The organism is Protofrankia sp. Cr1, assembly GCF_963555865.1.
Taxonomy (GTDB): Bacteria; Actinomycetota; Actinomycetes; order Frankiales; family Frankiaceae; genus Protofrankia.
The window spans coordinates 32835-51719 of the sequence record NZ_CAUVXO010000004.1; the positions used below are offsets into that span (position 1 = coordinate 32835).

General features: G+C 68.3%; 14 protein-coding genes. 2 read left to right on the forward strand and 12 right to left on the reverse strand.

Features of this window, described 5'->3' with window-relative positions:
* A partial coding sequence (locus U9980_RS01245) for a DUF2232 domain-containing protein (RefSeq protein ID WP_322766317.1) occupies positions 1 to 745 on the reverse strand: 745 nt, incomplete at its 3' end.
* Between the two features lie 142 nt (positions 746 to 887).
* The gene (locus tag U9980_RS01250) at positions 888 to 1526 is read right to left on the reverse strand and encodes a hypothetical protein (RefSeq protein ID WP_322766318.1); all 639 of its coding nucleotides are present in this window, start codon (positions 1524 to 1526) and stop codon (positions 888 to 890) included.
* Between the two features lie 230 nt (positions 1527 to 1756).
* On the opposite strand from U9980_RS01250, the gene U9980_RS01255 reads away from it, so the two are divergent.
* The gene (locus U9980_RS01255; protein WP_322766319.1) at positions 1757 to 4333 is read left to right on the forward strand and encodes a sensor histidine kinase KdpD; all 2577 of its coding nucleotides are present in this window, start codon (positions 1757 to 1759) and stop codon (positions 4331 to 4333) included.
* 116 nt (positions 4334 to 4449) lie between these two features.
* On the opposite strand, the gene U9980_RS01260 is transcribed toward U9980_RS01255, so the two are convergent.
* The 10 genes from U9980_RS01260 to U9980_RS01305 all read right to left on the reverse strand — a co-directional run bounded on the left by U9980_RS01260 (position 4450) and on the right by U9980_RS01305 (position 15768).
* Entirely contained in the window at positions 4450 to 4902 is a 453-nt protein-coding gene (locus U9980_RS01260; RefSeq protein WP_322766320.1) for a type II toxin-antitoxin system VapC family toxin, read from the reverse strand.
* Entirely contained in the window at positions 4899 to 5180 is a 282-nt protein-coding gene (locus tag U9980_RS01265) for a type II toxin-antitoxin system Phd/YefM family antitoxin (protein WP_322751780.1), read from the reverse strand. The genes U9980_RS01260 and U9980_RS01265 overlap by 4 nt, the downstream gene beginning before the upstream one ends.
* A 64-nt stretch (positions 5181 to 5244) precedes the next feature.
* Positions 5245 to 5997 carry a response regulator gene (locus U9980_RS01270; protein WP_322766321.1) on the reverse strand — a complete coding sequence of 251 codons (753 nt, stop codon included), beginning with the start codon at positions 5995 to 5997 and terminating at the stop codon, positions 5245 to 5247.
* Positions 5994 to 8576, reverse strand: coding sequence for a sensor histidine kinase KdpD (locus U9980_RS01275; RefSeq protein WP_322766322.1), 2583 nt, complete (start codon positions 8574 to 8576; stop codon positions 5994 to 5996). The genes U9980_RS01270 and U9980_RS01275 overlap by 4 nt, the downstream gene beginning before the upstream one ends.
* An 8-nt stretch (positions 8577 to 8584) precedes the next feature.
* The gene (locus U9980_RS01280) at positions 8585 to 9469 is read right to left on the reverse strand and encodes a potassium-transporting ATPase subunit C (RefSeq protein ID WP_322766323.1); all 885 of its coding nucleotides are present in this window, start codon (positions 9467 to 9469) and stop codon (positions 8585 to 8587) included.
* Between the two features lie 20 nt (positions 9470 to 9489).
* The gene (kdpB, locus tag U9980_RS01285) at positions 9490 to 11673 is read right to left on the reverse strand and encodes a potassium-transporting ATPase subunit KdpB (RefSeq protein ID WP_416210108.1); all 2184 of its coding nucleotides are present in this window, start codon (positions 11671 to 11673) and stop codon (positions 9490 to 9492) included.
* Positions 11674 to 11790: 117 nt separating this feature from the next.
* Entirely contained in the window at positions 11791 to 13452 is a 1662-nt protein-coding gene (gene kdpA / locus U9980_RS01290; RefSeq protein WP_322766325.1) for a potassium-transporting ATPase subunit KdpA, read from the reverse strand.
* Positions 13453 to 13527: 75 nt separating this feature from the next.
* Complete coding sequence (gene kdpF / locus U9980_RS01295) at positions 13528 to 13617, reverse strand: K(+)-transporting ATPase subunit F (RefSeq protein ID WP_322747372.1); 90 nt, start codon at positions 13615 to 13617, stop codon at positions 13528 to 13530.
* Positions 13618 to 13981: 364 nt separating this feature from the next.
* The gene (locus U9980_RS01300; protein WP_322766326.1) at positions 13982 to 14854 is read right to left on the reverse strand and encodes an acyl-CoA thioesterase II; all 873 of its coding nucleotides are present in this window, start codon (positions 14852 to 14854) and stop codon (positions 13982 to 13984) included.
* A 14-nt stretch (positions 14855 to 14868) separates the two neighbouring features.
* Positions 14869 to 15768 carry a FadR/GntR family transcriptional regulator gene (locus tag U9980_RS01305; RefSeq protein ID WP_322766327.1) on the reverse strand — a complete coding sequence of 300 codons (900 nt, stop codon included), beginning with the start codon at positions 15766 to 15768 and terminating at the stop codon, positions 14869 to 14871.
* Positions 15769 to 16254: 486 nt separating this feature from the next.
* On the opposite strand from U9980_RS01305, the gene U9980_RS01310 reads away from it, so the two are divergent.
* Positions 16255 to 18885, forward strand: a 2631-nt coding sequence (locus U9980_RS01310; protein ID WP_322766328.1) for a carboxylate--amine ligase/circularly permuted type 2 ATP-grasp protein, incomplete at its 3' end; no start/stop codon positions are given.

Sequence of the window (18885 nt, forward strand, 5' to 3'; positions counted from 1 at the left end):
GGTCTGGCTGTTGCGGACGGGCGTGCGGATCCGGCTGCGCCGGCGCAGACCGCCGTCCGGCGGGGAGCCACGCCGGGGGGTTGGGATGGTCGGTCCGCGCCGATGGCGCGCCGGCGGCGAGGTGACGCAGTACCGGGCGGGTGACCAGCACGGTGGCGAGCACGTTGACCGCGGTGTTCGCCAGCAGCGCGGTCGGTAGGAGTGCCCACCAGTGCGTCGCGCCCCAGCGGACGACCGAGTCAGCGGCCGCCAGCCCGGGGTTGTCCGGCGCCATCCCGAGCCGTCCGATGCTGGTCCGGGCGCCGTCCCAGCTGTTGACGATCTCGGCGAGGACCAGTGTGCGCAGCTCGGTGAGAACGCCGAACACCGCGTCCATGACAAGGGCGACCGGCACCCACAGCACACCGACGGCCGCAGCCGCCGTGCGTAGGAGACCCCACCCCCGGCGGTGGGCGGTGCCCAGCAGCGTCCCGGTCATCATGCAGGAGGTGATGGTGATGGCGAACCCGGTGCCGCCGATGAGGACGGCTACGGCCATGGCGGCGAAGATCGCGGCGATCCCCGCCCGCAGTCGCCAGCGTGCAGCCAGTACCGCCGCCGGAACCGCCGCGGGGATCGTGAGCAACCAGCCGAGTGGAAGGAAACGCGCCACCAGGCAGATCGCGATCACCAGGTCGACGAGAACCGCCGCCTCGACGATCTCCAGTGCGCGCAGGCGACGCCCGGGCACAGACGTGACGGGCACCTCCGTCCGTATTCCCACGGTCACTCGCCACTCCCAGTCGCCGCCACACCGGACATCCAACTGTCCCATGGCGCCGGCACGGTGTCTGAGTCGCCCACGCCGATCACATCCCGGCGGCTGGGGGTCCTGTCTGTGGGCCGGGTCAGCTCAGCGGGCGGAAGGACGCCGGCTGGATGGCGGCCGGCTCGGTGGTGTACGCGGCGAGGGTGCGGGCCAGATCGGTCGGGTCGACACCGATGGCATGCATGTTGCGGGCGAGGTCGGCCATGACCGACAGTGCGTGGTACAGCAGCACTTCAGCGATTCCGGACGGCTGGCAGATTGCCAGCCGGAACGCGTTCGCGGCGTCGGAGTCCCCGGTCAGCGCGGCCAGCGCGCCGATGCGGACCCGTTGGCTGAGCGATTCCCAGACGCCCTCGCATTGAGGTGCCTCGGCGCTGCGCCAGACGCCGCGGTAGGTCAACGACCGGATGACCGCGTGTGGTTGTTCACCGGTTCGCAGATGCAGCGTCACCGCCCACATCGCGAGCAGCCAGCTCAGTGACCGCAGGAGTCTCGCGGGGTCGGCTGCGAGCCGTCCCGCCAGTGCATCCTCGGCCTCTCCTCGTGTGGATGTCTCCGCCCAGGCCTGGACTAGGCGTTCGGCTTCCACGATGTCGGTGATGCCCAGCTCGGGCGTGCACGGTCGCGCGACGGCGGCGGCCCGGTGGGACGCGGTGTCGACCAGTGCGAGTGCGCCGGCATCGTGCAGTGTCTGCCAGGCAAGTCCTGCTTGCGGCATGCCCGCTACGGTAATGGCCTGTTCGTCGTTTGAGTTCCCCTATTGCGCAGATCACTGACCTTCTCCACCACATGGGCCCGTTCGCTGGTTGCGGCTCCGGAGGGTGTCTGCGGCGTGCGGACTGTGTGTCAGGCGTTGAGTTGTGATGCCAGTGTGAATGTATGTGCGGTCACCGTTACGCTGTGCATATGTCGGCCGTCCCTCGCGGCGCGCACGCCTGATGGCGCACGATGGGTGTCGTGACTCGGGGAACCTTGCGTGTCTACCTTGGTGCCGCGCCAGGCGTCGGTAAGACCTACGCTGCTCTGGACGAGGCGCACCGGCGCCGCGATCGGGGAACCGATGTGGTCGTCGGTTTCGTCGAGACCCACGGCCGGCCGAAGACGGCGGCGTTGCTGGAAGGGCTGGAGGTCGTCCCGCGAAAGGAGATCTCCTACCGGGACGCGGTGTTCACCGAGATGGATGTTGACGCTGTGCTGGCCCGCAGGCCCGCGGTCGCCCTCGTCGACGAGCTCGCGCACACCAACGTCCCCGGCAGCCGCAACGCCAAGCGCTGGCAGGACGTCCACGAGCTCCTTGACGCTGGTATCGACGTCATCTCCAACGTGAACATCCAGCACATGGATTCACTCAACGATGTGGTTGAGACGATCACCGGGGTGGCCCAGCGGGAGACCGTGCCCGATGACGTCGTCCGGGATGCCGACCAGGTGGAGCTGGTCGACATGGCCCCGGAGGCGCTGCGCCGTCGGATGGCGCACGGCAACGTCTACGCTCCGGAGAAGATCGACGCCGCACTGTCGAACTACTTCCGGGTTGGCAATCTGACCGCTCTGCGCGAGATAGCGCTACTGTGGGTAGCTGACAAGGTGGACGAGCAGCTCGACCGGTACCGCGCCGAACACGGCATAGCGGGGACCTGGGAAACCCGTGAACGCGTGGTCGTCGCTCTCACCGGTGGACCCGAGGGGGACACCCTGATCCGCCGGGCCGTCCGGATCGCGGACCGCAGCAAGGGCTCTGATCTGCTCGCCATCCACGTGGCCCGGTCGGACGGCCTGACCGGCGCGAACCCGCAGGCACTGGCCCGGCAGCGGGCGCTGGTGGAGAGCCTGGGAGGCACCTACCACCAGGTGATCGGCGAGGATGTCCCCACCGCGCTGCTCGACTTCGCCCGCGCGGAGAACGCGACCCAGCTGGTGCTCGGTGCCAGCCGGCGCGGCAGCCTCGCCCAGATGTTCAGCCCCGGTATCGGGGTCACCACGACCAAGCTGTCCGGGTCGATCGACGTCCACATGGTCACCCATGAGGAGGTCGGTAGTGGCTGGCGGCTGCCGCGGCTCACGCACGGCCTGACGCCGCGACGCCGCTTGATCGCGACTGCGCTGGCGGTCGGTCTTCTCCCGTTGCTCACCGTGGTCCTGGCGATCTCGCGTGAGTCGCTCAACCTCACAACCGACGCTCTTGCCTACCTGCTGGCGGTAGTGATCGTCGCGCTGGTCGGTGGATTCTGGCCCGCGCTGTTCGCCGCGGTCGCGAGTTCCCTGTTGCTGAACTACTACTTCACGGCTCCCGTGCACCGTTGGACGATCGCCGAACGTAACAATACCTTCGCGCTCGCCGCGTTCGTGCTCGTCGGGATCATGGTCAGCAGGGTTGTGGACCTCGCCGCACGCCGGTACGCCCTGGCGGCGCGGGCCTCCGCCGAGGCCGCGACCCTGTCCGTACTCGCCGGCAGCGTCCTGCGTGGCGAGGATGCGCTTCCGGCGCTGCTCGAACGGGTGCGGGAGACCTTCGGGATGACGGCCGCCACCCTCCTGGAACGCTCCGAGCAGCACTCCGGCGCCGGCCGCGACAGCGGTAGCGCCCGCGAGTGGCGGGTCGTTCACAGCATCGGGACTGATCCGTGCACCCGGCCCGAAGCCGGTGACGTGGACGTCCCCGTCGGGGACAACCTCGCTCTTGTACTGCGCGGACGGCCACTGCCCGCCGCGGACCGTCGGATACTCGCCGCGTTCGCCGCGCAGGCCGCGCTCGCACTGGAACAGCGCCGCCTCACCGAAGCCGCCGCCGAGGCCGGCCCGCTGGCTGAGGCCGACCGGGTACGTACCGCTCTGCTCACCGCGGTCAGCCATGATCTGCGCACACCGCTCGCCTCGGCCAAGGCCGCCATTTCCGGGCTGCGCGGGCGGGACATCCGCTGGACCGAGGCCGAACAGGCGGAGCTGCTCGCGACTGCCGATGAGTCCATGGACAAGCTCACCCGCCTTGTCGACAACCTCCTCGACATGAGCCGGCTGCAGGCTGGCGCGCTCAGCGTCTTCCCCCGGCCGGTCGGCGTCGACGACGTCATCCCACACGCCCTCGACGAGCTCGGCCCGCCGGCTCGCAGCGTGGAGATCCAGGTGCCCGACGATCTGCCCGACATCCATGCAGACCCCGCGCTCCTCGAGCGGGTGCTGGTCAACCTCGTCTCCAACGCACAACGGCACTCCCCCGAGGGGACCCATCCGGTCATCACCGCGAGCGCGCTCGCTGATCGGGTCGAAATTCGCGTCATCGACCGCGGGCCGGGCATCCCGGCGGAGAACCGGGACCGGGTCTTCCAACCCTTCCAGCGTCTCGGTGACCGGGACAACGCCACCGGCGTCGGCCTGGGCCTCGCGTTGTCCCGTGGCCTGACCGAGGCCATGGGTGGTTCGCTGACCACGGACGACACCCCCGGCGGCGGGCTCACGATGGTGTTGTCGCTGCCCGCCGCATGGTCGGTCCAGCAGCCGGTTCCCGCTACGGTCGCCGCGGGCTGACTCGCCGACCGGCTGGGCTCTGCGTCACGCGTGCGTGCGTCCCTGCGGAGGGGTCGGTGGAAAAAGTTGCCATAGCCGCCGTTTCTACCTACGCCCGGCCGTCGGCGACACGAGGCTTAGGTAGTTTTCGTCACCATAACGGCGCTTTCTACCGACGCTTCCGGCCAGGATGGTGCGCTCACCGGGAAGCCGAGATCAGTGGCGGCGGCGGCCAGCTCCCGGTCGTAGGTCACGAAGTCGGTCAGCTCGCTGCGGAACGGGTCCGCGCTGGCCAGGTGGATGGCGTCAAGCGAACCCAACCTCGCAACGCGGTAGGCAATGGCGCGGGCGAGCACGGTGCTGGTGACGTCCACGAGATACACGCCTCGCAGGGCCTGGCCCAGGAAATAGGGCACCCGCTGGTGGTCGGCACCCGCGCGTAACAAGGTACGGGTGATCTCCAGCTGGGTCAGTCCGCTGGTGACCAGTTCGGTCCCTTCCGCAAGCAACCCACGCCAGGTCCGCAGCGCCGCGGTCTCCCTCTCCTGCTTGATGAACTTCAGCAGGGCGCAGGCGTCGAAATAGATCAACGACTGCGCTCCCGGTCCCGGTCCGCGACGAGGATCTCGGCCAGGCTCTCGACGGCTGGCACCAGATCGGGGATCACATCCGGCATGCCCCGCTCGGCGGGGGCGCTGGCGTCGCCGGTGGCGACCATCCGCTGAAGAGCGCCCGGCTGCTCGACCTCGGGCACCATACGTAGTACCGGCTTGCCGCGGTCCGTGACAACGATCGAGACTCCGGAGCGCACCAGGGCCACTGCCTTGGAAGGGTTCTGATTGAGTTCTCGTAGTCCGATGGTTTCCACGCGTCGAACGTACCTACATTATGTAGATACATCAAGTGCCGCGAAGACCTTCATCGTGGGGTGGTCAGGGCTGGAACCGGTAACCCATGCCGGGTTCGGTGATGAAGTGGCGGGGGCGCGCGGGGGTCGGCTCAAGTTTGCGGCGCAGTCGTCCCATGTACTCGCGCAGGTAGTGGCTTTGTTCCTTGGGAGAGGGTCCGCCGGTGTGGGGGAGAAGCTGCCGATAGGTGATCAGCTTCTCGGGGTTGCGGAGCAGGACGTCGAGCAGGTGCCATTCGGTGGGGGTGAGCCGGATGGTTACCGGGCCGGTGCGCTCGGGGCTGTCGGCATCCTCGTCGCCGCCAACGCCGCCAACGCCGCCAACGCCGCCAACGCCGCCGGGCCGACGGGTGACCTGTCGGGCGCCCAGGTCGATGATGTAGGCGCCGACCGTTGCCGTGGGCGTCTCTGTGGCCGTCGGCGTTCGGCGGGCCACCGCACGTAGTCGGGCGAGGAGCTCGTCGACGCGGAAGGGTTTGGTGACGTAGTCGTCGGCGCCGGCGTCGAGTGCGCCGATCTTGTCCGCGCTGCCGGCACGGCCGGACAGCACGATGATCGGCGTGCTGGTCCACCCGCGTAGGGCGTGGATGACCTCGGTTCCGTCGATGTCGGGCAGGCCCAGGTCGAGCAGGACGATGTCGGGCCGGCCGGTCTGCGCGGCGGCGAGAGCCTGGCGGCCTGCGACGGCGGTGGTGACGTCGTAGCCGCGGGCGTGCAGGGTGATGCGCAGTGCGCGCAGGATCTGCATGTCGTCGTCGACGATCAGGATGCGCGTCATACCTCACTATCCGAACTATCCGAACTATCCGACAGTGCGGTGTAGGGCGGCGCGGCGGGCAGTGACAGCACCATGGTAAGTCCTCCCCCAGGGGTTTCCTCGGGCGTGAGCTGCCCGTCCATCGCTTCGGTGAGCCCGCGCGACAGGGCGAGGCCGAGCCCGACGCCGGTGGTGTTGTCCCGGTCGCCCAGGCGCTGGAACGGGGCGAAGACGCGTTCGTGGTCGGCTTCGGGGATGCCGTGGCCACGGTCGATGACGCGTAGTTCGACCCGGTCACCGAGGGCGCTGGCGGTGATCAGGGGTGGCTGGCCAGCCGGGGAGTGGCGGACGGCGTTGGCCACCAGGTTGGCGATGACCCGTTCGAGCAGGGGCGGGTCGGCGTTGACTTCGGGGAGCGTCTCAGGTAGATCGACTTCGATGCTGTGCCCGCTCGGGCCGAGCTCGTCGAGTGCGCGCGGGACGATCTCGTCGAGCCCGACCCGCTGCCTGGACACCGCCAGCGCGCCGGCCTGCAGACGGCTCATGTCCAGGAGGTTTTCGACCAGTCGGGTCAGTCGGTCGAGGCTTTCGTCGGCGGTGGCGAGCAGATCGGTCTGTTCCTGGCGGGTCCAGAAGACGTCGGAGGCCCGCAGGCTGGACACAGCGGCCTTCGCCGATGCCAGGGGACTGCGCAGGTCGTGGCTGACCGCGCCCAGCAGGGCGGTGCGGGTGCGGTCGGTTTCGGCCAGGTCAGCGGCGTCGGCAGCCTGGGCGGCGAGCCGGTGGCGGTCCAACGCGACGGCGGCTTGGGCGGCGAACGCGGTCAGCACACTGCGGTCCGATCCCGCCACGACCCGGCCGCGCAACGCCAGGTGCAGATCCGCGCGGATGGGAATCTCGGTGTCGGCAGCCTGCGGTGTCGGGCACGGGTCGGGGCCGCTGACACCGACCACCACCCAGGTGTCGCCCGCCCGGGAGAGCCCGGTGTCCTGCCGCTCGAGCAGCGTGGCCGATGTCATCCCGAACGTCTCGCGGACCCGGTCGAGCACCGCGGACACGGCGTCCTGCCCCGCGACGAGGCTACCGGACAGGGTGGACAGTGTGTCCGCCTCGGCGCGGGCCCGTGCCGCGTCCCGGGTGCGGCGGGCGGCGATGTCGACAATGACGCTCACGGCGGTGGCGACCACCACGAACACGCCAAGCGCGAGGATGTTCTCCGTGTTGCGCATATAGAGCGTGTGCGGCGGATCTGTGAAGAACCAGTCGGCGAGCAGACTCGCACCGACCGCTGCGAACAGCGCCGGGTACAGGCCTCCGACAACCGCGACATTGACGATCATGGTGAGGTAGAGCAGCAGGTCACCGGCCAGGTCGACGTCGCCCCGCAGCCGGGTGAGCGCCACGGTGAGAGCGGGCAGGCCGACCGCGGCGAGGGCCGCCCCGATGATCCGGCGTCGGGGGGTGAGTCCACCGGTGAGCTCCGGTAGCCCGTGGTAGGTTCTGCCCGCCCGGTCGTGTGGGATCATGTGGACGTCGATCTTCCCGGAGCTGCGGATGACCTCGGCCGCCACCCCCCGGCCGCCGAGAACGGTGCCAAGCCAGCTGCGCCGGCTCGCGCCGAGCACAAGCTGGCTCGCATTCTCGCCGCGGGCGAACGCCAGCAGGGCTGCCGCGATGCTGTGCCCGATGACCTGGTGGTAGCTGCCGCCGAGGCTTTCGACCAACTCGCGTTGCTGTTGCAGTGTCTGCGCGGACGCGCTGATCAGACCGTCGCTGCGGGTGACGTGGACAGCGAGCAGTTCGCCGCCGGCGCGCGTGGCGATGCGGGCGCCGCGCCGGATGAGGGTTTCGCCTTCGGATCCGCCGGTGAGAGCGACGACGACCCGTTCGCGGGTTTCCCACCGGCGGGAGATGCCGTGCTCGGCACGGTAGGTGTCGAGCTGTTCGTCGACCTTGCCGGCCATCCACAGCAGTGCCAGTTCGCGCAGCGCCGTGAGGTTGCCGATCCGGAAGTAGTTCCCGAGTGCGGCGTCGATTTTCCCTGGGTCGTAGACGTTGCCGTGCGCCATCCGGCGGCGCAGCGCCTCCGGCGCCATGTCGACGAGCTCGACCTGGTCGGCGCGGCGCACGACCTCGTCGGGGACGGTTTCCCGTTGGGCCACCCCGGTGATCGCCTCGACGACGTCGTTGAGCGACTCCAGATGCTGGACGTTGACGGTGGACAGCACGTCGATGCCGGCGTCGAGCAGCTCCTCGACGTCCTGCCAGCGCTTCTCGTGACGGCTGCCGGGGATGTTGGTGTGGGCGAGCTCGTCGACGAGCGCGACCTGCGGGCGCCTGGCGAGCAGGGCGTCGAGGTCCAGCTCCGGGAAGGTCCGGTCCCGGTACGCCACCGCCCGTGGCTGGACGATCTCCAGACCGCCCAGCAGGTTCGCGGTGTGGACCCGCCCGTGGGTCTCGACGAGGCCCACCACCACGTCGGTTCCCCGCGCGGCCCGGCGGTGGGCCTCGTCCAGCATCGCGTACGTTTTCCCGACCCCGGGGGCCGCTCCAAGGTAGACCCGTAGCCGTCCCCGGCCCGGGTTTCGTGACCCAGCCATCCCTGCGGTCAGCTCGTACGCAGTTTGTCCAGGGCGAGATTGAGCTCGACGACGTTGACGGTCGGCTCGCCGAGGAAGCCGAGCGCCCGGTGGGTGACATGGTCGTCGACGAGCCTGCGGACGACTGTCGGGTCGAGCCCACGGGCCTTGGCGACCCGGGCCACCTGCAGGTCGGCGTAGGCGGGGGAGATGCCCGGGTCCAGACCGCTACCGGAGGCTGTCACGGCATCGGGCGGCACCGGGTTGCCCGCCGCATTGCCCGGGCCGGGCACGAGAACCTGCTTCCCCGCGGCATAGTCGTCACCGTACGTCGCGCATTGGACCGCAATCCCTTCGTAGGTGGCGAGGAACGGCCCGGCCGGACACTGCTCGTTCACGCTGACGACCTTGGTGATCGGCCCCGCATAGCCGGGGTCACGGTAGAACACCGACAGGACCGCGCCGACGCCTCCGGCCGTGCAGTAGGGACGCCGGCCGTCGACGCCTTCGAGGTCACCGACGGCCTTGCTGCGGCTGCACACCTGGGTGAGCAGGCTCTGTTTGCTCTCGTCGTCCTTGGTGGCCGGGTCGTCGAGGGCGTCGGTGACGCTTTCCGGACCGAGGTTGGACGCGGATGTCGCGGTGGGGTCGTAGCCCTCGCCCGCCGCGGACGGACGGGACTGGAAGTACGTCGGGATCGGGTTGCCGTTCGAGTCGGTGAACAACTGGCCGATCAGCGACGAACCGACGACGTGGCCGTCCGCAGCTTTGATCATCGAGCCGTCCGCCCGGTGCTTGAGGCCGGGTAGCTGGGCGATTGCGGTGATCGCCAGTGGATAGGCGATGCCGGTAATCACCGTGAGTACCAGGAGTACGCGCACGGCTGCGAACAGGTGTCGGAGCGAGCCGGGCATGCGTGACGAGACCACTGTGATCACCGAATTCCGGGGATGAACTGGATGACCAGGTCGATCAGCTTGATCCCGAGGAACGGGATGACCAGGCCGCCCAGTCCGTAGATGTAGAGGTTGCGGCGCAGCATCGTCGCCGCGTTGCCCGGCGTGTAACGCACACCACGCAGGGCCAGCGGGATCAGCGCAATGATGATCAGTGCGTTGAAGATGACCGCGGACAGGATCGCGGACTGCGGGCTGTGCAGTCGCATGATGTTCAGTTTGTCCAGCCCCGGGTACACCGCCGCGAACATCGCCGGGATGATCGCGAAGTACTTGGCGACGTCGTTGGCGATCGAGAAGGTGGTGAGTGCTCCACGGGTGATGAGCAGCTGCTTGCCGATCTCGACGATCTCGATGAGCTTCGTCGGGTTGCTGTCGAGATCGACCATGTTTCCGGCTTCCTTGGCCGCGGACGTGCCGGTGTTCATGGCAACGCCGACGTCGGCCTGGGCGAGGGCGGGGGCGTCGTTGGTTCCGTCCCCGGTCATCGCGACGAGCTTGCCGCCCTCCTGCTCCCGTTTGATCAGGGCGAGCTTGTCTTCGGGGGTCGCTTCGGCCAGGAAGTCATCCACACCCGCCTCGTCGGCGATCGCCTTCGCGGTCAGCGGGTTGTCACCAGTGATCATGACGGTGCGGATACCCATGCTGCGCATCTCGTCGAAGCGTTCCCGCATGCCGGACTTGACGACGTCCTTGAGCTGGATCACGCCGAGGACCCGCGCCGTCGGGCCGGAGCCGGCGTCCCCGGCCGAGCTGTCGGTCACCTCACCGACAACCAGCGGTGTCCCGCCGGACGCGGCGATGCCGTCGACAACCTCGCCCGTGCCGTCGGGCACCGGCCCACCATGGTTGCGGACCCACGTCAGTACCGCCGTTGCCGCGCCCTTGCGGATCTGGCGCCCACCGCCGGCATCCGGTCCGCCGCCTGAAAGTCCTCGGGGGACTGCGGCCTCCGGGCGCGCGATCTGACGATCGTCGCACGCCCTTTGGCCCTCCAGGTTGACACCGGACATTCTGGTCTGCGCGGTGAACGGTACGAACGTGGCGGTGGACAGCTCGCCCGGGGTGCGCTCGCGCAGACCGTAGGTGCTCTTGGCGAAGACCACGATGGAGCGGCCCTCGGGGGTCTCGTCGGCGAGTGAGGACAGCTGCGCGGCATCGGCGAGCACCTGCTCGTCCACGTCCCCGACCGGGATGAAGGCGCGCGCCTCACGGTTGCCCAAAGTGATTGTCCCGGTCTTGTCCAGCAGCAGCGTGTTGACGTCGCCGGCCGCCTCGACGGCGCGACCACTCATGGCGAGCACGTTGCGTTGCACCAGCCTGTCCATGCCCGCGATGCCGATCGCCGAGAGCAGAGCGCCGATCGTCGTCGGGATCAGACAGACCACCAGCGACACCAGCACGATCCCGGTGACGCCGTTGGCGTTCAGGGCGGCGCTGTCGGGGATACCCGGCTGCTGAGCCTTCGAGAAGATAGCCAACGGCTGCAGGGTCGCGACCGCGAGCAGGAAGATGATGGTCAAAGACGCCAGCAGGATGTTGAGCGCGATCTCGTTCGGCGTCTTCTGCCGGTTCGCCCCCTCCACGAGAGAGATCATTCGGTCGATGAAACTCTCGCCAGGCCGCTGGGTGATCTCTATGATGATCTGGTCGGACAGCACCCGGGTACCACCGGTCACCGCGGACCGGTCGCCACCTGACTCGCGGATCACCGGCGCGGACTCGCCGGTGATGGCGGACTCGTCGACGCTCGCGATGCCGTCGATGACGTCACCGTCACCGGGGATGAACTCGCCTGCTTCGACCACCACCCGATCGCCCTTGAGCAGGCTCGGCGCGGGTACCCGCTCGATCCGGGCCGTGCCGAGGTCCGTGCCGGGCTTCCAGTCGATCAGTCGGCGGGCAACGGTGTCCGTCTTCGCCTTGCGCAGCGCGTCGGCCTGTGCCTTTCCTCGGCCTTCGGCAACCGCTTCGGCCAGGTTCGCGAACAGTCCGGTCAGCCACAACCAGATGACGATCAGCCAGGCGAACGTGCTGGGGTCGCGGATCGCCAGCACCGTGGTGAACACGGCGCCGATCTCGACGATGAACATGACCGGGTTACGCCACAGGGTGGTCGGGTTCAGCTTTCTGATGGCGTCCGGAGCCGAGCGCCAGAGCATCCTGGGGTCGAGCAGGCCACCCTGGACCCGCCGGGCCGATCGGGTGGTGTCCGGATCCTGCGCCGGATCCGCGGAGTTTCTGTTCACAGTGGTCGTGGCATCTGTATTCCTCATGGCCTAGTGGAGACCTTCCGCCAACGGTCCGAGCGCAATAGCCGGGAAGTAGGTCAGCGCGACGACGATGATTGCCACGCCTGTCACCAGGCCGACGAACAACGGCCGGTGGGTGGGCAGCGTGCCGGCCGACGCGGGAACGGGTTTCTGCCGGGCCAGACTGCCCGCCAGTCCGAGCGCGAACACCATCGGCAGGAAGCGCGCGGCGAGCATGGATATACCCAGCGCCGTGTTCCACCACGTCGTGTTCACCGAGATGCCCGCGAATGCGGACCCGTTGTTGTTCCCCGCGGACGTCGCCGCGTACAGTACCTCGGACAATCCGTGGGCGCCGGAGTTCAGCATCGTGGCCCGCTCGCCGGGCAGGGCCATCGCCAGTGCCGTGACCACCAGGACGAACGTCGGTGTGGTCAGAATGTAGAGGGAGGCGAACTTCACCTCCCGGCCGGAGATTTTCTTGCCGAGGTACTCCGGCGTTCGTCCGATCATCAGGCCACCGATGAACACGGCGAGCACCGCGAGAATGAGGATGCCGTACAGGCCCGATCCGGTACCGCCCGGAGCGATCTCCCCGAGCATCATGTTCAGCAACAGGACCGCGCCGCCGAGGCTCGTGTAGGAGTCATGAAAGGAATTCACCGCGCCGGTCGAGGTCAGCGTCGTCGCGGATGCGAAGGTTGCCGAGTCGGGTATGCCGAAACGTGTCTCGGTGCCTTCGACCGACGCGCCCACAGCGGTGGGGACCGTGCCGTGATGGGCCATCTGCAGACCGTTCACCAGGAACATGCTGGCCAGTGCGAGCACGACCATGACGGAGACGATCGCCAGGCCCTGACGGGTGTCACCGACCATCTTCCCGAAGGTCCGCGGCAGCGAGAAACCGATCGACAGCAGCAGGTAGATCTGCAGCCAGTTGGTCCAGTTCGTCGGGTTCTCGAAGGGGTGCGCGGAGTTGGCGTTGTAGAAGCCGCCACCGTTCGTCCCGAACTCCTTGATGATTTCCTGGCTCGCGACCGGTCCGCCGGTCACCGACTGATTACCACCGGCGATGGTCGTGACCGTCTGGACGTGGTGGAAGTTCTGGACGACCCCACCCGCGATCAGTACGACCGCGCCGATCACACAGATCGGGAGCAGGATGCGGACGACGGTGCGGATGAGGTCCACCCAGAAGTTGCCGAGCTGGTCGGTACGGCTGCGGGCGAAGCCGCGGACCAGCGCGATCGCCACCGCGATGCCGACCGCCGCGCTGGTGAAGTTCTGTACCGCGAGCCCGGACATCTGTACGAGATAACCGAGCGTCGACTCACCCGAGTACGACTGCCAGTTGGTGTTCGTGACGAAGCTGGTTGCCGTGTTGAATGCCTGCCCCTGTTCCATCCCGGCGAAACCGAGGCTGAGCAGCAGATGGCCCTGTAGCCGAAGAAATGCGTACAGGAACAGCACGGAAACAAAGGAGAAGGCGAGCACACTGCGCAGATAGGTGCTCCATCGCTGCTCGGCGTCTGGATCGACGCCGACCACCCGATAGATCACCTTTTCGGCCCGCAGATGATGCCCGGTCGTATAAACTCGGGCCATATAGTCGCCAAACGGCCGGTAGGTCAGACCCAGCGCGATGGCGAGGGTGGCGACGAAGATAATCCCCGCCGTCGTGGTGTTCATTGCGCAACCCCTTGCGGCCGCCGGCGGCACCGGGGAGATCCATGATGGACCCGCGGTGCGTCGCCGTTGGTCAGGTTAGAACTTCTCTGGAAACAAAAGGGCGATGACAAGGAAGATCGTGAGCGCGACCGCCAGGATCAAACCGGTCAGGTTCTCAGCGGTCACAGTTTCTCCACCCCTCGTACGACCAGCCCCAGCACGGCGAATATCGCGACGGTGAGGACGACGAACATCAGGTCACGCACGGCAGATCCTTCCAGCGTGGCAGGGGTCCCGGAGACCTCAAGGGAACCGAGTATCGACCCGGCGGGAATCGGGGACCAGCGGCTTTGACGCCCTGATGACGCCTCGCCCGGAAAGTTCGACGGGTCGTCGACACGGTCGACGTCGGTCGGTGGCGGCGTGAGAGCATGTCGCAGACGCCGAACGGCTCCGACCGCGGGACGTCGCGAGCCGCGCGCGTCCTGTTGTCGGAGCCGTTGAAAAAAGGTAAAAAACGGAAAGTTGGAGCAGTCGGTCAGCGCCGGCCTCAGCGAGCCAGCCGCATCAGGCCCTCCTGTGCAACGGAGACGACGAGCCGGCCGTCGGTTGTGTAGATCTCACCGCGAGTGAAGCCACGTTCCCCGGACGCCGACGGACTGTCCTGGATGTAGAGGAGCCATTCATCCGCGCGGAACGGTCGATGGAACCACATCGCGTGGTCCAGGCTCGCCAATGAAATTCGCGGCCCCGCCGGCGTCCGATGCGGGAGCACGGTTGTCGTGATCAGGTGGAGGTCCGAGGCGTATGCGACCGCACAGGCGTGGTAGAGCGGGTCGTCGGGTAGCACCCCCCGGGCACGGAACCACCGCCGCTGGTGGGGAGCACGGGGATCCCCGAGGTAGGAGAGGACGGGCGGCTCTGTGGAGCCGTCCTGGGCGCTCGTCGCGATCGGCAGGACATCCAGATAGCGCAGGAAGAACGGCTCGACACCCCCATTGTCGGCGAAGATCTCATCGGGTGGCGTGGCGGTGTCATCGGGCAGCGGTGTCGGGGGCATCGCCGACTGGTGCTCGAAGCCATCCACCGTATGATGGAACGACGCGGACATGTTGAAGATGGCCTTGCCGTGCTGGATGGCGACCACACGCCGGGTCGTGAAGGACCGCCCGTCACGAATCGGGTCGACCTCATAGATGATCGGCGCTGTTGGATCACCCGGTAGCAGGAAATAGGCGTGCAGCGAGTGCACCGGGCGATCGGCGGCGACGGTCCGACCAGCGGCGATCAGCGCCTGTGCTGCCACATGGCCGCCGAATACCCTGGTCGGCGCGGTGTGCCAGGACCAGCCGCGGAAGATGTTGGTTTCGATGCGGTCGAGGGTGAGGACCTCGGCCAGGGAGTCAGTCTCGGCGCGGGTCACCTGATCGACGTTACCTACCGGACGTGGGAACTCCCCCCAACAGGTCGAGGACTGTGGCCTGGTCGTGTTCGGCGAAGAGGTTTGTCGCCAGGAGGTGACGCCGCCACAGGTCCTCGGCGGCGGCAGCTTGGCCGGCTTCGATCAGGGCCACCAACTCCCGGTGTGGGCGGTGGTTGGCCACACCGGCCGGACCTGCTCCTCCAGGCGCACCAAGCGGGGCCGGCGCGGCCGGCGTGTTGTCGGGGACCGATCCGCTTGCCCTGCGCGAGGCTGACGATATGGCGGAGCATGCCGGCAAGCACGAGCAGGGTCTGGTTGCCGGCGAGCTCGATCAGTAGGCCGCGGAAGTCGGTGTCCGCGGCCTGTAGCTGGCTGTGGTTGTCGTCGGCGGCCTCGACCGCAGTGAGGGCCGCCCGGAGCTCGGTGAGATCGTCATCTGTGTGGCGCTCGGCGATCTGGCGGACACAAGGCGGCTCGATGAGGGCCCTGGCCTGGTGGATGTCAGCGAGGGTCGTGCCGCGGTGTTCCAGGACCAGCGCCGCGTAGCGGGCGGCCACGTCACCGTTGGGTGTATGGACGCGGGCCCCGCCATGGGCGCCCCGGCGCACGCTGATCAGCGCTTCGGACTCCAGGACCCGGAACGCCTCGCGCAGCGTAGGGCGCGAGACACCGAACTGTTCCATCAACACGGCTTCCGGGGGAAGAGCATCGCCTTCGACCAGTTCACCCCGCACTATCTGGCGCCGCAGGTGCGCCGCGACCAGCTCGGCGGTCTTGGGGACGCGTACCTGCCTGCCGATGCGGCCCTCACCGATCACCGTTCCGCCCGTGCCGGCGGCCTCTGCCGGCTTTGCCGGCGCGGAGATGTTGACCGGTCCGGTCGTCGCGATCTCGGTTGCGTTCAGTAACGCCATGACGGTCGGCCCCCCAGAGACATCCAGCTGCAGGCGGACGGGGCAAGCTCCCGTGGTCGCACGTCAGCACCCTTCATTCGGAAGATCATGTTGCCGGCGCTGGCGATGTCACCAGAAGTGCCGGCGAGGTTGCATTGTGACATCACAAGGGGGCGGTGTGTACGAGGGGTGGCTAGATGGACGCGAAACGGCGAAATTTTGCCATTGATTGTCATAGTTGTATACTGATGGCGACCATGCGGACACCTCTCCTCGCACCGTTTCGGACTGGCCCTGGCTTCCCGGTCTCCCGCCGGTTCGCGACGTTCCCGTTGACATTCGTGCGTGCCGGCGCGGGTTCAGCGGTCGTATCGGGGGTCCTGGTTGTGCGGGGAAACCGTTACAGGCAGCCAACCTGTGTGGACACATCCGAAAGTCTGCCCGGTATCAACGATCGGACAGGCCGAGACGTGCTTCTGTAGCCGAATGGCCGTAGCGTCGTCGTCCATGAGCGACGACCGAATCGCGACTGTCGGCGTCGAGGAGGAGTTTCACATCCTCGATCTCGCGTCCCGCCAACTCGTACCGCGGGCCGGCGCGATCCTTGACCGCCTTCCAGCCGACCGCTTCGCCGCAGAGCTGTTGAAGTCCGTGGTGGAAACCAACAGCCGTCCCTGTACCGATCTTCTCGACCTGCGTGCCGACCTGGTGGACCTGCGGCGTGAACTCGCGGCAGTCGCGCAACCGCTCGGCCTCGGTCCCGCGGCCGCGGGAACCGTTCCGCTGGTCGATCCGGACGTGCTGGGGATCAGCCGCGACCCGCGGTATGAACAGATGCTCGCCGAGTATCAGCTGCTGGCCCGGGAACAGTTGATCTGCGGTGCCCAGGTGCACGTGGACGTCGCGGACCGCGACCTCGCGATGGCGGTGGTCGCGTGGGTCGCGCCGTGGCTGCCGATGTTGCTGGCGCTGTCGGCGAGTTCCCCCTACTGGAAGGGTGTGGACAGCGGCTACGCGAGCGTCCGGACCTTGGTCTGGCAACGATGGCCGACCGCCGGCGTTGCCGGTTCGTTCAGCACCGCGGCCGAATACGATCAACTGGTCGCGGACCTGATCAAATCCGGGGTGATCAGCGATCCGGGCATGGTCTACTTCGACGTCCGTCCATCGGCGCACCTACCCACGGTCGAACTGCGCATCTGCGACGCATGTCCGGACGTCGACAACGTCATCCTCATCGCCGGCCTGTTCCGCGCGCTCGTCCGGCGGGCCACGCTCGCGATCGGGATCGGTGCGCCGGCACCGCCGCCACGGACCGAACTGCTGCGGGCTGCCACCTGGCGGGCGGCTCGCTCCGGGATCGAGGGCGACCTCGTCGATGTGGCCGGTGCGGGTCCGGTACCGGCGCACGACCTGCTGCGCCGACTGATGGACGAGGTCCGAGCCGAGCTGGAGCACGCTGGTGACTGGGAGTTGGTGACCGATCTCGCCCAGCAGGCGATCGGACGTGGCGGCGCCGCGGCCCGGCAGCGGCGGGCCTTCGCCCGGCGCGAGCGGTTGGCCGACGTCGCGGACCTCATCCTGGCCGAAACGCGTGACGCTCCGCTTGCCCCGCCGGCGTCGGCGCCGGCGCCGGCGTCGGTGTCTGCGTCTGCGTCTGGGTCTGGGTCGGTACCCGCGAGCACGCTCGCCGGTACGCCACGGTCCACCCCCGCGGGCGAGGCGAGCCTGCTTCACGGGTACCGCCCCGACGGCTTCGACGAGGTGGTCGACTCCGCTGGTGCGGTCCGTGCCCCGTACCGAACCGTGATGCGGACCCTGGACCGTCTCGGGCCGGCGGTGCTGACCGAACGCGCCGAGGCGCGAGGCGTCGAGCAGGTCCTGCGCGGGGTGGTGTTCCGGGTGACCGGCGAGGACGCTGCGCGGCCGTTTCCCTTCGATCTGGTGCCACGTATCGTCGAGGCCGCGGACTGGTCGCGGCTGCGGACGGGTCTGGCGCAGCGCGTCAGAGCACTCGAGGCCTTCCTGCACGACGCCTATGGCGAGCAGGCGGCCGTCGGCGACGGTGTGGTCCCGGCCTGGGCGGTGCGTGACGCGCCCGGTATGCGGGCCGCCGGGTTCGCGGTGCCCGCGGATGCCGTGCGGGCCAGCGTCACCGGCATCGACTTGGTGCGCGACGCCGACGGGAACTGGTTCGTTCTTGAGGACAACCTGCGGGTTCCCTCCGGAGTCGCCTATGCCATCGAAGGGCGGCGGCTGACCTGCTCGGTGCTGCCCGATCTGGTTCCGCCCGGCGGGATTGCCGGGCTCGACGGTGTACCCGCGCTCCTGCACGAGGCCCTCGTCGCGGCCGCTCCCACCCGGGCGACGGGGGAGCCGACGATCGCGGTGCTCACCGACGGGTCGGACAACTCGGCCCACTTCGAGCACGCCCTGTTGGCAGAGGAGATGGGGGTGGCGCTCGTCGAACCGGGCGACCTCGTCGTCGAGGACGGCCCGGCAGGCAGCGTGGTCCACCGTCTCGACCGGGGTCGACCTCGGCGGGTCGACGTCCTGTACCGGCGTTTTGACGAGGACGAGCTGGCCACCGCCGTGGCCGCCGACGGCCTGCCGCTCGGGCCGGCCCTGATCAGAGCGGTTCAAGCGGGAACGCTCAGCCTGGCGAACGCGCCTGGTAACGGTGTTGCCGACGACAAGGTGCTCTACGCCTATGTACCACTTCTGATCAAGTACTACCTGGGCGAACAACCCGTACTCGACGATGTCATGACCTACGTCTGCGGCGATCCCGAGCAGTGCGCGTACGTGCTCGATCATCTGGACGAGTTGGTGATCAAGCCGGCTGACGGGTACGGCGGGGACGGCGTACTGATCGGTCCGCGGGCGGATGCCGCTGAGCTCGCGACCGCCCGCCGACGCATCCTGGCTGAGCCGCGCCGCTGGATCGGCCAGGAGCTGGTGCGGCTGTCGACCCATCCAACCTGGCACGACGGTCGTTTCCAGCCGTGCTCGGTCGACCTGCGCGCCTTCGTCTACCTGGGCGCGGAGGCGGTGGTCATACCGGCGGCGCTGACCCGGGTCGCACCGGTCGGCAGCCTGATCGTCAACTCGTCCCGCGGCGGTGGTTCCAAGGACACC

Excerpts from the sequence above, each read along its gene's own strand:
- U9980_RS01250 (WP_322766318.1), bottom strand. The coding sequence starts at position 1,526 with ATGCCGCAAGCAGGACTTGCCTGGCAGACACTGCACGATGCCGGCGCA.
- U9980_RS01255 (WP_322766319.1), top strand. The coding sequence starts at position 1,757 with ATGGGTGTCGTGACTCGGGGAACCTTGCGTGTCTACCTTGGTGCCGCG.
- U9980_RS01305 (WP_322766327.1), bottom strand. The coding sequence starts at position 15,768 with ATGGCGTTACTGAACGCAACCGAGATCGCGACGACCGGACCGGTCAAC.
- U9980_RS01280 (WP_322766323.1), bottom strand. The coding sequence starts at position 9,469 with ATGCCCGGCTCGCTCCGACACCTGTTCGCAGCCGTGCGCGTACTCCTG.
- kdpB (WP_416210108.1), bottom strand. The coding sequence starts at position 11,673 with ATGCTCTGGCGCTCGGCTCCGGACGCCATCAGAAAGCTGAACCCGACC.
- U9980_RS01275 (WP_322766322.1), bottom strand. The coding sequence starts at position 8,576 with ATGGCTGGGTCACGAAACCCGGGCCGGGGACGGCTACGGGTCTACCTT.
- U9980_RS01270 (WP_322766321.1), bottom strand. The coding sequence starts at position 5,997 with ATGACGCGCATCCTGATCGTCGACGACGACATGCAGATCCTGCGCGCA.
- kdpA (WP_322766325.1), bottom strand. The coding sequence starts at position 13,452 with ATGAACACCACGACGGCGGGGATTATCTTCGTCGCCACCCTCGCCATC.